This is a genomic window from Photorhabdus sp. P32, from assembly GCF_038085095.1.
Classification (GTDB): domain Bacteria; phylum Pseudomonadota; class Gammaproteobacteria; order Enterobacterales; family Enterobacteriaceae; genus Photorhabdus; species Photorhabdus luminescens.
Window position 1 is genome coordinate 1 of the sequence record NZ_JAZGJN010000182.1, and the last position, 12,792, is coordinate 12,792.

A 12,792-nucleotide genomic window follows, 5' to 3' on the forward strand; every position below is an offset into this window, starting at 1 on the left:
AATTATACAAAAATAGTTAATATTCTGATTTATAAGAATGTTTTGTTATTATTTTTATCAACTAGACTATTGCTGGTGTGAATTGTGAGAGGCTATTTTTGCAGTAATTAAAGGTGTTTTCTGTAAATAATGTTATTCAATTTGGGGATTATATATGAGTGCTAAAAATGATTTTAAGGCTTTTTCTATTAGTGATAATGCGAATGTAGTGAATCAAGCAAAGTATGAAGAAAACCAGAGTTTGCAGACTGGATTTCCATCCGATAATATTCCTGTTAATCTGTTAAATAAGGTATTACGTCAATCGTCAACAATATCATCTGTGGTAGCTAATTTTATCGCGACCCAATCTGGCAATGATATTTTGGATGATGGTAATATAGCTAAACTTACCGACCAACTAAATAAGGCATTAGAACAAAAGGTTGCAACCGAAGTTCCAAATGCTTCATTAACACGAAAAGGTATTGTTCAGCTTACCGATGTAGTGGGTAATAGTGATACATTAGCGGTTACGCAAAAGCTGGTTCAGGAAATAATAAATTCATTGCGTGAAAGTATTAATACCAGGATACCGAATACCCGAAAAATTAATGGGAAAGTGTTAACTGAGGATATTAATATTACTTCTCAGGATATCCTTGCTGGACAGGCGCATAGTTTAGGTGACAATGCGAATTTGGATAATTACAAAATACCAGGGATTTATCACCAAGAGTATAATGCTCATGCCAAAAATGGTAATAATTATCCTGAGCCGTTCGCTGGTTCGCTTGTTGTACTGAAAGCGGCCGGGGTTATTCAACGTTATTTTGTCTATAACAGCAGCCGGGTATATACACGTAGTCAGTTTCATGAAAGCCCGTGGACGCCCTGGACTAGAGAATATAATACATTGAATAGACCTACTGCTGGAGAGGTTGGAGCATATGCAAAAGCAGAATCTGATGCTCGATATATCACAGGGCTCCGCAAAGTTAATGGAAAAGCGTTAGCTGCGGATATCAATATTACTTCTCAAGATATTTTCGCCGGGCAGTCGATTAATTTAGGTGATAACGCGGATTTAAATATTTATAAAACTCCAGGAATTTATTATCAAGAGTATAATGCTCATGCCAAAAATGGCGCGAATTACCCTGAGCCGTTCGCTGGTTCGCTTATTGTGTTGAAAGCGGCAGGGGTTATTCAGCGTTATTTTGTTTATAATAGCAGTCGAGTATATACGCGTAGCCAATTTCACGATAATCCGTGGACGCCTTGGGCGCAGGAATATAACTCATTGAATAAACCTTCTGACAAGGCTGTTGGGGAGGGCGAGAAAACAAAATCTGCTAGTATTTATGTTGCTACTAAAGAGGAATCAATACAGCAAGCAGAACATGAGAAATCTCAGTTACTGACTAAGGCTAATAATCTTGTTGCGCCGCTACAAGACGCTGTTGATTTAGATATTGCTTCCGAAGAAGAAAAAGCAGCCTTACTGGAATGGAAGAAATATAGGGTAATGTTGAGCAAAGTTGATATTTCACTTGCTCCTGATGTTGCGTGGCCGGAGCAGCCGAAATAATAAAAATGGTCTGAATAAACAGGTCATTCATATAATGGTTTTGTTGATGTTGGGGATCTGGTCTGGAACTTGAAATGGAAAAATTGTAATAGGAAATTAAAGAGGGGAGATAAGAATAATTTTTTGATATTAGATTGCCTATTTCAGGAAACTATAAAAATAGTTAACGCTTTAAATTGCAAGAATATTTAATTATTGCTTTCTGAACCAGACTTTAATCGACATGATTTAATATGTTAATTATAAAATAATATCATTTAATCTAAAGGGGATATATATGAGCGCAAAAAATGATTTTAAAGCTTTCTCTGCTGGTAATAATGCTAATGTAGTGAGTCAGGGAAGATATGAAGAAAGTAAGGATTTGCTGACTGGGTTTCCACCAGATGATGTTCCCACTCATTTGTTAAATAAAGTATTGCGTCAATCGTCAACCATAGCATCTGTCGTGGCTAATTTTATTGCCGAACAATCTGGCGAGGATGTTTTGGATAATGGTGATATAACCAAACTCACTGCACAATTAAGCAAAGCTTTTTACGTCAGTGCTAAACGGGTGGGTGATATCTATTTATCTGCACATCCAGCATCAGATTTAGCTAAAGGAGAGTATATTGCGAATGGTGCTGCTTATGCGATTGATTCAACTGTCGGTCGGGCATTGAATAATTTATCAGATGCGTATAAGGCAGCATGGGGAATTAAGCAGAATGGCAATAAAATCAACCTGCCTAATCTGTTTGTTGATGGACGAGGGATATTTGTTCGCGCTGGTTTACAGCCTGGAATGATACAAGGGGATGCGATTAGAAATATTACCGGTAATGTGGGATGGCAGGGGCATGGGCTTTTTACTCGTACCAGTGGTGCATTTTATGGTGTTTTGAGTACTGCTACAATCATTGCTGCGGGAACGAACTCTAATAGTAATCATGGATATTCAGCCTATGCTACTTTTGATGCATCAAAAGTCGTACCAACGGCAAACGAAAACCGTCCGTTAAATGTCAGTATGATACCGGTAATTTATTTAGGTGTATAAGGTAATAATAAATTATTATTTTGAGAGTATTAGGCTAGTGCCTATTTATTAGATCATCTAATGCTAATTCAGGTAGTAATCTCTCAGTGAGAGATTTAAGAATATAGCCAGAATTTAAATATGGATTTTGGCTATATACCCTATGGATTTCAAGATGCATCGCGACGGCAAGGGAGTGAATCCCCGGGAGCATAGCGAACTATGTGACCGGGGTGAGCGAGTGCAGCCAACAAAGAGGCAACTTGAAAGATAACGGGTATATATGAATAATATGGAAAGTGGTAAGAAAAAGTCGTAACTTAATGAGAAAATAATTGAAGGAAAAAAAGATATAGAAATAATAATTTCAAATATTGAATATAATGATTTTGGGGATGTTTTTGGTTGCAATATATTGCGTTGTTTATTTTTGCTTATTATATAAAAATAGTTACTCCTTTTAGTTATAAAAATATTTCATTATTGTTTTTCTAAACTAGACTGTTGTCGATGTGAATTGTGAGAAATCATCTTTAGTGATAGTTAAATATGTTTATTATGAAATAATGTTATTTAATTTAAGGAGATGTATATGAGTGCCAAAAATGATTTTAAAGCTTTTGCTATTAGTAAGAACGCTAATGTGTTGAGTCAACAAGGTTATGAAGCATACCCAGAGTTGTTGGTTGGGTTTCCAGACAATCAGTATATTCCCAACCACATATTAAATAAGATATTACGTCAAACATCAACAATATCATCTGCTGTAGCTGATTTTATTGCGACAGAATCTGGCAGTGATGTTTTGGATGATGGTGATGTATCTAAAATCACCGCAAAATTAAATGGGGTGTTAGAACAAAAAATCAAAGCAGAATCTGATAATCGATTTATTCGGTTAAATACAAATACAAAAACATCTGGTTGTATCTTATCTAAAGCGGCAGATTTATATGACGACCAATCTATGCGGGATTTATCATTGTCGGGTTTCTTGCGTCCAAATGGTTGGGCGGACTTGGGCGGTTTGGCAATTCATGTAGCCCACCCCAGTGCGGGGATTCAACACTCAAGAGGAATTTCGTTTGAATATGGTAGTACATCTGGAGGTCAAAACGGGTTTGGAATACATACGTACGCGTTTGACAAAGATGGTAAGTTTAAAGGTAAAAAAAGAATTTTAACGGAGGATGACAGTAATAAAGCGCTGCTATCAGTAAATGGATGGTGGAAATGTGGTGATACGGGAATAATTATTCAGTGGGGGCAAGCGAATGGCTCTATGAATTTAAATGATTACAGAAACTTCACCATCCAATTTCCTAATGCTTGTTTACAGGTTGTTGCAACATATTCTGATTTTGGTCATTATGGAGCTGGGGTTGCTGCTATGCCTATTTCTGCAAGTCAGTTTATTGTAACATGCAGAAACTCCGCATACGCGTTAACAAGTGGTGTCGTGAGATATTTGGCGATAGGATATTAATTATGTATTTTTATAGCGCAAAGACAAATGCATTCTACCCTATAGAATTGGCACAAAATTATATTGCTTCTGGTTCATTGCCCGATGATATTATTGAAGTTGATATTGATGTTTATCAAGAATACGCCGCTAATAATGTACCGGAAGGAAAATATCGTATAGCAGGTCAAGATGGTTTACCGGAATGGGCTGATATTCCTCCACCAACAAGAGAAGAATTGCAGCAGTATGCTGAAAGTAAAAAGCAACAATTTATTGTAGAGGCCAGTCAGCAGATTGCACCATTACAAGATGCTGTTGATTTAGGGATTGCGACTAAAGAAGAGGAAACGGCTCTATCGGCATGGAAGAAATACCGAGTTATGCTGAATAGGGTTGATATTTCACAGACTTCTGATATTGAATGGCCGGAACAGCCAAAATAACGAGAATGGCCTGAATAAGTAGGCCATTCATACAATGGTTTTGTTAATTTTAGGTAATGGATCTGATTCGAAGTCAGCATATAATATTATTGCCAACCAATTGTTTGTAATAGGATTTTATTATTGAATATACTTGGCGGAAATCTTTGTGTTTTGGTTTGTAATATAATATTGAACAGTGAAAAAATAAATACTTTTTATCTTCTAGTTGATACCAAAAATTGGATATTTTGAATCAGTCTACTATTAAAGTCTGAGTTCTGTATTTAACAGGGCTCGGATTTTTTAATTTCAATATCAGATCAGCTGTGCTTGACGAACTTATCCAATTCCGCAGAACGGGAATAAATAGATGAGCTCAGATGATTTACAGTCGTGTAGGATCAGGCAGAGAAGGTCATGATAACTTTAAGGAGATCAAGAGTTAAAAATACAATTAATTTCTTGAGGAAAAAATTCAGGTTGTGATTTTATCTTTAATGTATTTAAATTAACGCTGAAAAATCACCAATAGGAGTAGTGTATGAGAACACTAATAGGTTTTTTGGCATTAATACTGTGCGGTGTGTCATTTCTATCATTCGGAGCGAGCTTTGATTGCGCAAAAGCCACTAGTAAGGCTGAAAAGTTAATCTGCTCGACCCCGGCATTATCCCAAGCTGATGACAACTTATATGTTGATTACCTTCAAGCTAAATTGGTTACGGATAACAATGCGGACTTTAAGGCTTTGGTAAAACAGAATTGGAAACTTCGCGAGAAATGCGTAGTAATTGAATGTCTTCAAGATTGGTATCAACGGTCATCTGAAATGTATAGAAAGATTGTCGCGGTTAAAACAACAGAGAACTGCTATAAAGAGAGGCAAAAAATTACTCTTGATGGCACATTATTAAAGATCACCTATCCTGGCCCGCCAAATTACGAAAGCGTGGAAAATGGGGATACTCCTGAGACCTATTGGGTATTACAGCCAGATAAACCAATTGGATGCGCTAAAGGGGCTCCGGAATGGGGTGATTATAACCTTATGCAACTGGTAGTCGAGTCTGATGATTTCTATGATATATATCGAAGCCTTATCGGACGTCGCGTAAGCGTAACTGGAACCATTATGTACGCGGTTACTGGACATCACCATACACCGATAATGCTTGAGACCCAACGAATTGAAGCTGCTAAATAATCTGGAATTAATAATAGTGGGTAACTGATGAAATATTGCCGGTAATTCGTAAGGCGGGAAGCTATTACCGGTCATTATTTGCTGAAATTCTTTCAACCTCAGAAGGTTGATTATCTGATCATTCATAAAAACGACTTTGTGTTTAGGGTGGTGAGCAGTCACTGTTCCATATACGATAGTTTCTAAGCATACTGCTAATGCAATTCTGAGACAGGCAGGTATTAAAGAAAAAATATAATGATTTACTTATTGACTTATGTGAAGAGTTCTTTTTTACAAGCGCCCAATTTTCATTAACCGGAAGGGCTGAGGTGAAGATAGAGTAGCTTGGCTCTTTTCTGTAAGTTAATATCATTGTGAAAATTATTAGATAATGCGATGTTTTTTTAGGTGGTAGAGACAAGTCTGATGAAAACTTTTAGTGATAAATGAGAAGGCGGAGTTTTTCCCAATTCTGTTACTTAGATATTCGTATCAAAATGCAAAAAGATTCAGTTTAGAATTTAAAACAGAAAGAATTGCAGGAATAGATAGAAGGAATCAGAGCAAAATAGCTTTCAGATGTTAAATATAGATGATTTGTATATGTTTTCGATTATAAAATATTGAACTGTTTATTACTTTAAATTATATAGAAACGATTAGCCTTATAAGAAATAAGAATACCGCATTATTATTTTTATGAACTAGACTTTGGTTAGTGTGAATTTCAGAGGGAGTATTTTTTCAATAATTTAATATGTTTATTACATCGGAAAATTATTTTATTTAAGAAATGTATATGAGAAAAAATGATTTTAAATCTTTAGGATAAAAAATTACAACAGACATTATCAGTGCTTTATTAATATAAAAAGGTATTGTCCAGCTTACAGATGTGATGGGCAATAGCGACACATAGGTGGTTACATAAAAATTTATTAAGGAAATAATGGATTCATTGCTTGAAGAAATTAATATACCTGTAAGTTCTCCTATTTTGTGGCCGTTGCTCTATTTTTCGGTAAAAGTTGTATATTATCCAAAAGGGGTAGAATGGCCAGAGAGTTTTCAATTTTATAGGCGTGTCAAGACCACGAAACATAGCATTTAACTATATTTTAAGGGCAGCATAATGAGCATATCTTTACTTGAAGAGATTCCGGTAGGAATACCACTTCCTTGGCCGACTGATGTACCACCAATTGGGTGGGTAAAATGTAATGGAGCGATCTTTGATAAAATTTTATATCCAAAATTAGCGGCAGCATATCCATCCGGTGTATTACCCGATTTACGGGGTGAATTTATTCGTGGTTGGGATGATGGGCGTGGGGTGGACATTAATCGATATCTACTTTCCACTCAACTGGCAGATATCGCTCCACATAGTCACAGGATTGGCCGGATGTGGTCCAGCTCAAATTCTGGGGCCGAAGGTTTGGGTACACCAAGCCGTATTCTTAATAGTGTCTACCAAAATGTTAACTATGGAATTGATACTCGCGGGCTAGGCGTTGCTATTGGAATGGGATCAGGTGGCTACGGTTATATGGATAATGTGATTGTTGCTTCAACAGGAATAGAAACACGTCCACGAAACGTAGCATTTAATTATATTGTGAGGATTGTCTGATGAATAAGGCTGTATTGGATAAAAATAATATTGCTATCAGTAGCGGAAATATCATTGTGTTTAATTATGATGCAATTACGCTGGAGTATTTAAACAGTACTGATGAGTATCTTCCCGTTGGTATCGGTCTTCCTGCTAACTCTTGCACAGATGCACCACCTGAGATTAAAGAGGGATATGTCGCCTGCCGTTCATCTGATTTAACCCATTGGCTGATTGTGCCGGATTACCGTGGAAAAACAGCTTACGACAAACAGACGCGTTTACCGCAGAAAATTACTGAAATCGGTGAGTTACCAGAAACTCTGACCTTCAAGAAGCCTGACACCGATTATGACAAATGGAATGGTGAAGAATGGGTAGTTGATAAAGACCTTCTCAAATCCAGTCAAATCAATGACGCAAAACAGAAGCAAGTAGAAATGTTGCGACATGCGAGTGACACTCTTTCATTATTGCAAGATTCTGTTGATTTAGAAATTGCGACTGACTCAGAGAAAGCCGCTCTGTTGGAATGGAAAAAATATAGAGTATTACTCGCTCGTGTAGATATTTTACAAACGCCTGATATTGAGTGGCCAGAGATGCCTAAATGAATGAAGCTAGGTAAAAGGAGTTTTACACCAGATAAGTCTCAAGCATAAAAAACCAACCGTAAGAGGTTGGTTTTTCTATGGAATTTACATATAGCTCTCTTATTTACTAACCGATCTTCAAAACTGAAACTCAAATGAATTTATGAGAATAATGGGCGTATATTTTATGAAGACGGTGAGCTATGTGATATTCCTAAATACTGTAGATTAAGTATTAGAGTTTAGATATTTAAAGATTCAGTGTGGAACATTAAGCGGAGAAAGTTGCATGAAAAGATAGAAGGAATAAGAGGAAAATAATTTTCAGATGTTAAATATAGATTTTTGAGTGTATTTTCAATTTCAGAATATTGAACTGCTTGTTACTGTTAATTAACCTGAGTTCTGGTTAAGCCGTCACTAATATGTCCATTTCTGAGCGGGAGATATTCAGTGACGGTTTGTTCTCTTTGAAACAATAAGCGATTAGCCCTCCTAACACATTCAACATGAATCCCTGTAGACTACGGTGTCGTGAGTGCTCTATCTGAGAAATATTCTTTAACTGATCATTGATGGTTTCTATGATGAAACGCTTTGATAACATTACTTTATCCCACACTGAGAGCGCTTTGGCCTTCATGTTACTGCGCGTATCCGTTATCAATGTCACCCCTGTTGCGTTTAAATCATCAAACAGAGCCTGACTGATATATCCCTTGTCGCCGTAAAGCGTTCCTGTTAATCCCGTTGCTAACTCACGGACAGGCTCCCGATCATCGACGTTACCCGGAGTGAGTTTAGCTGACACAATTTCTCCTTGATGATTGACTATCAGATGCAGCTTAAAACCGAAAAACCCTCCCATTGACCCTTTCCCTCGTTTCGCTATGCCGTCAAACACCTTATGGCGAGGGATACGAATGTTATGACAAACACGAATACTTGTGGAATCGACAAAAGCGAGTCCCGTGGGTTTCCCTTTCACCTGCGTCAAATAGCTACAAAGCGGTCCTAAAACTGAGGAAACGACGCCTAAGAACCGGGTATAGCTGAGCAGGGTGGGAAAGTCTTGTTGATGGCATCGTCGGACTAATCCAAAGTAGAAATTTTTGAAATCGCGATAATGTGACATATGAAAAGCAATCACAATGGTCATAATCTCGCTGGCGCTCATGCGGCCATGACGTCTGCGTTGACGATGTCCTTCCTCGATACACTGTTGTTCCCAGAGTGGAATGAATACACGGCAAAAATCATCGACATCGCAGAAGAGTTCAACTAGTTTATCCATGCCTGTTCCTAATAAGATCGTTTTTTTCTTGGTCGAAAATTTTGATCTTGGAACAGGCGCTTAGTTCCATTTTTTTATCCAGAGTTCAGGTTAATTATATAAAAATAGTTAGCCTTATAAGGGATAATAATGACGTATTATTATTTTTCTGAGTTAGACTTTGATTGGTGTGAGTTGCAAGGAGATTATTTTTGCAATAATTTAATATATTGATTATAAAGTAATATTATTTAATTTAAGGGTGAAATATGAATCATAAGAATGATTTTAAAGCTTTTTCTATTAGTGATAATGCGAATATAGTGAGTCAGAGATTATATGAAGAAAGTAAGGATTTGCTGACTGGGTTTCCGCCAAACGATGTTCCCACTCACTTGTTAAATAAAGTATTACGACAATCATCAACCATATCATCTGTCGTAGCTAATTTCATCGCGACACAATCTGGTGATGATGTTCTAGATGATGGAAACGTAGCTAAACTTACAGCCCAATTAAATAAAGCTTTAGAACAAAAAACCATAACAAAAATTCCAGATGCCTCATTAACACAAAAAGGCATTGTTCAGCTTACAGATAAAACCGGTAACAGTAATACCCTCGCGGTAACACAGAAGCTTGTTTCTGATGTAAATGATAATGCTAACAGCAGATTGTCCAAAAACCAAAATGGTGCAGATATTCCTGATAAAAATGAGTTTATGAAAAATTTGGATTTATTGGAAACGGTGAGTTTGGCTAAGAATGCTGTCCCAAGTAATAGGAATATTAACGGCAAGGAGTTGGGTGGGGATGTCAGTTTGAGTGCAGGGGATGTGGGGGCATATTCTAAATCAGAGTCTGACAGTCGATTTATTCAGTTAAATACGAATACAAAAACATCGGGCTATATATTGGTCAAATCTGCAAATTATTATGATGACTCTAATTCACGTCATTTGGGACATTCAGGTTTTTTAAGACCTAATGGAATTGATAATTTGGGTGATTTAGCAATTCACATAGCTCATCCTAATGTTGATGGTCCTGCACATGCAAGGGGAATTTCTTTAGGCTACGGAAGTAATAGTAATGCGTTTAGCATTTCTACTTATGCATTTGATGAAGATGGAAAATTTAAAGGTAAAAAGAGAGTTTTAACCGAAGATGACAGCAATAAAGCTCTACTATCAGTAAATGGATGGTGGAGATGTGGTGATACTGGAATGATTTATCAATGGGGGAATGTACCTATTGGTGATAATCAGGGAAAGATTGTAGACTTGCCTATTTTATTTCCAAATGGGATCTTATCGCTTCATGTAACCGCTATTTCATCAGCACTAAATAGCAATACTGATGTAACTTCTGCTTACGGAAAACCATTAAATAAGTCTCAGATACATATTTCTGCTTCATCAAATTACAATAACAATGGTATAAGTGGAGTTTATTTTTTTGTTATTGGTTATTAGGGAGAAGAAAGAATGTATTACTACAGTGCCAAAGCAAACGCATTTTACCCCATAGAGTTGAAACAGAATTATATTGACTCCAATTCATTGCCGGATGATATTATAGAAGTCAGCAACGATATTTATCAGGAATATGCAGCTAGTGGTGCTCCTGAAGGTAAATATCGCATAGCAGGTAAAAATAGTTTACCAGAATGGGTAGATATTCCACCACCAACACAAGAAGAATTGCAGCTACAGGCCAAAAATAAGAAACAACAATTAATCGTAAATGCAAGTAAACAAGTAGCTCCTTTACAAGATGCTGTTGACATAGGTATGGCAACAGAAGCAGAAAAATCAGCTTTACTCGAATGGAAAAAATATCGGGTATTACTCACTCGTGTGGATATTTTACAAACGCCTGATATTGAGTGGCCGGAGATGCCCAAATAAATGAAGTTAGGTAAAAGGAGTTTTATACCAGATAAGTCTCAAGCATAAAAAACCAACCGTAAAAGGTTGGTTTTTTTATGGGAAATTTACATACAGCTCTCTTACTTACTAACCCGTCTTCAAAACTAAGACTCAAATGAGTTTATGAGAATAATGGGCGTGTATTTTGTAAAGACGGTGAGCTATGCAATATTCCCTGAACGCTGTAGATTAGGTATTAGGGTTCAGATGTTTAAAGATTCAGTGTGGAACATTAAGCGGAGAAAATCGCATGAAAAGATAGAAGGAATAAGGGAAAAATAGTTTCCAGATGTTAAATATATAGATTTTTGGATATATTTTAAATTTTAAAATTTTGAATTACGTATTTCTGCCTATTATAAAAAAGCAGTTAACCTTATAGATTAATAAAAAACTGCATCATTCTTTTTATGAACCAGACTTTGATTAGCATGAGTCACAGGGAGTTGTTTTTACAATAATTCAACATGTTGATTATAAAGTAATATTATTTAACTTGAGGGGAGAGTATATGAGTTCTAAGAATGATTTTAAGGCTTTTTCTATCAATGATAATGCGAATGTAGTCAGTCAAGAAAGATATGAGGAAAGTCAGAGTTTGCAGACTGGGTTTTCACCAGATAATGTTCCCACTCACTTGCTAAATAAGGTATTACGTCAAGCGTCAACAATAGCATCTGTTGTGTCTAATTTTATTGCAACATATTCCGGCAATGATGTTTTGGACGATGGGGATATAGTTAAGCTCACTGCACAATTAAATGGAGCTTTAGAGCAAAAAATTGCAACCGAAGTACCAAATGCTTCATTAACACAGAAAGGTGTTGTTCAGCTTATAGAGGTGGTTGGTAATAGTAATACACTTGCTGCAACTCAGAAGCTTGTTTCCGATGTAAATAATAATGCTAACAGCAGATTGTCCAAAAACCAAAATGGTGCGGATATTTCTGATAAAAATGAGTTTGTGAAAAATTTGGGTTTGTCGGAAACGGTGAGTTTGGCTAAGAATTCAGCTCAGCGCGACTGGGTGAGCGGGAAATATGCGTTAAAAAAATCTCAAGAACAATTCACATGCAGTAGTTTAGATGTAGATGCAGATCACGAATATGCAAGTATCCGGTTAAAGAAAAAAGATGGATATTATATCCAGATGGCAACGAACCCTGACGGACAAGATCCACTGACTATCTATTACAGAGATAAAAGTGGCAATACCATTTATTACGCAAACTTACAGAAGAAGTCTGGAACATTAGCAATGACTGACGATGTTAGTTCTGTAAATATTCCAGTCGGTGCCCCCATCTTGCATTCGTCAAGATACACTCCGAAAGGGTATCTTTATTGTAATGGTCAGACATTTGATAAATCTCGATATCCACAATTAGCAGCGGCTTATCCAGACGGTAAAGTACCTGATTTGCGTGGTAAATTTGATACACTTAATTACATAGTAAGAGCAGTATGCAGCATAATGACTGAGCAAAAATACTCTTTAGAGCATGAAACAGCCGTGTTGGATAAAGACGGATTAGCAATTCAAGCAGGCTGGATAAAAATTTATCACACTAATCAAATTACACGAGAATTCACAAACTCTGATAGAGAATATCTCCTGTATCTTATACACATCTGTGAAAAGGGCGGGGGGGGGGGGGGCGGGGGGGGGGGGGGGGGGGGGGGGGGGGGGGGGGGGGGGGGGGGGTGGGG

General features: G+C 36.9%; 11 protein-coding genes. 10 read left to right on the forward strand and 1 reads right to left on the reverse strand.

Translation table 11 applies throughout. The features are described from left to right. The first annotated feature begins 154 nt into the window (after positions 1-154). From V2H77_RS02185 to V2H77_RS02215, 7 genes are all read left to right on the forward strand, one after another. A complete protein-coding gene (locus tag V2H77_RS02185) occupies positions 155-1,570 on the forward strand; it encodes a tail fiber assembly protein (protein WP_341497485.1) in 1,416 nt (471 codons plus the stop codon). Positions 1,571-1,847: 277 nt separating this feature from the next. Next, a complete protein-coding gene (locus V2H77_RS02190) occupies positions 1,848-2,612 on the forward strand; it encodes a phage tail protein (RefSeq protein ID WP_341497486.1) in 765 nt (254 codons plus the stop codon). Positions 2,613-3,183: 571 nt separating this feature from the next. Then, positions 3,184-4,077, forward strand: a complete 894-nt coding sequence (locus V2H77_RS02195; RefSeq protein ID WP_341497487.1) for a gp53-like domain-containing protein — start codon at positions 3,184-3,186, stop codon at positions 4,075-4,077. Between the two features lie 2 nt (positions 4,078-4,079). Beyond that, complete coding sequence (locus tag V2H77_RS02200) at positions 4,080-4,502, forward strand: tail fiber assembly protein (RefSeq protein ID WP_341497488.1); 423 nt, start codon at positions 4,080-4,082, stop codon at positions 4,500-4,502. A 523-nt stretch (positions 4,503-5,025) separates the two neighbouring features. Further along, positions 5,026-5,688, forward strand: a complete 663-nt coding sequence (locus tag V2H77_RS02205; RefSeq protein WP_341497489.1) for a DUF4431 domain-containing protein — start codon at positions 5,026-5,028, stop codon at positions 5,686-5,688. Positions 5,689-6,802: 1,114 nt separating this feature from the next. After that, positions 6,803-7,303 (forward strand): phage tail protein, encoded by a 501-nt coding sequence (locus tag V2H77_RS02210; RefSeq protein WP_265512889.1) that lies wholly within the window; start codon positions 6,803-6,805, stop codon positions 7,301-7,303. Further along, complete coding sequence (locus V2H77_RS02215; RefSeq protein ID WP_341497490.1) at positions 7,303-7,899, forward strand: tail fiber assembly protein; 597 nt, start codon at positions 7,303-7,305, stop codon at positions 7,897-7,899. Before V2H77_RS02210 ends, V2H77_RS02215 begins: the two co-directional genes overlap by 1 nt. A gap of 388 nt (positions 7,900-8,287) precedes the next feature. Here the strand turns inward: V2H77_RS02215 and V2H77_RS02220 are convergent, their stop codons facing one another. Beyond that, positions 8,288-9,172 (reverse strand): IS982 family transposase, encoded by an 885-nt coding sequence (locus tag V2H77_RS02220; protein WP_341497491.1) that lies wholly within the window; start codon positions 9,170-9,172, stop codon positions 8,288-8,290. 248 nt (positions 9,173-9,420) lie between these two features. On the opposite strand from V2H77_RS02220, the gene V2H77_RS02225 reads away from it, so the two are divergent. The 3 genes from V2H77_RS02225 to V2H77_RS02235 all read left to right on the forward strand — a co-directional run. Further along, on the forward strand, positions 9,421-10,626 hold the full coding sequence (locus tag V2H77_RS02225) for a phage tail protein (protein WP_341497492.1): 1,206 nt from the start codon (positions 9,421-9,423) through the stop codon (positions 10,624-10,626). 12 nt (positions 10,627-10,638) lie between these two features. Continuing rightward, positions 10,639-11,061 carry a tail fiber assembly protein gene (locus V2H77_RS02230; RefSeq protein WP_341497493.1) on the forward strand — a complete coding sequence of 141 codons (423 nt, stop codon included), beginning with the start codon at positions 10,639-10,641 and terminating at the stop codon, positions 11,059-11,061. 532 nt (positions 11,062-11,593) lie between these two features. Further along, on the forward strand, positions 11,594-12,792 hold a 1,199-nt coding region (locus V2H77_RS02235; RefSeq protein WP_341497494.1), incomplete at its 3' end, for a phage tail protein.

Excerpts from the sequence above, each read along its gene's own strand:
- V2H77_RS02185 (WP_341497485.1), top strand. The coding sequence starts at position 155 with ATGAGTGCTAAAAATGATTTTAAGGCTTTTTCTATTAGTGATAATGCG.
- V2H77_RS02190 (WP_341497486.1), top strand. The coding sequence starts at position 1,848 with ATGAGCGCAAAAAATGATTTTAAAGCTTTCTCTGCTGGTAATAATGCT.
- V2H77_RS02195 (WP_341497487.1), top strand. The coding sequence starts at position 3,184 with ATGAGTGCCAAAAATGATTTTAAAGCTTTTGCTATTAGTAAGAACGCT.
- V2H77_RS02200 (WP_341497488.1), top strand. The coding sequence starts at position 4,080 with ATGTATTTTTATAGCGCAAAGACAAATGCATTCTACCCTATAGAATTG.
- V2H77_RS02205 (WP_341497489.1), top strand. The coding sequence starts at position 5,026 with ATGAGAACACTAATAGGTTTTTTGGCATTAATACTGTGCGGTGTGTCA.
- V2H77_RS02210 (WP_265512889.1), top strand. The coding sequence starts at position 6,803 with ATGAGCATATCTTTACTTGAAGAGATTCCGGTAGGAATACCACTTCCT.
- V2H77_RS02215 (WP_341497490.1), top strand. The coding sequence starts at position 7,303 with ATGAATAAGGCTGTATTGGATAAAAATAATATTGCTATCAGTAGCGGA.
- V2H77_RS02220 (WP_341497491.1), bottom strand. The coding sequence starts at position 9,172 with ATGGATAAACTAGTTGAACTCTTCTGCGATGTCGATGATTTTTGCCGT.
- V2H77_RS02225 (WP_341497492.1), top strand. The coding sequence starts at position 9,421 with ATGAATCATAAGAATGATTTTAAAGCTTTTTCTATTAGTGATAATGCG.
- V2H77_RS02230 (WP_341497493.1), top strand. The coding sequence starts at position 10,639 with ATGTATTACTACAGTGCCAAAGCAAACGCATTTTACCCCATAGAGTTG.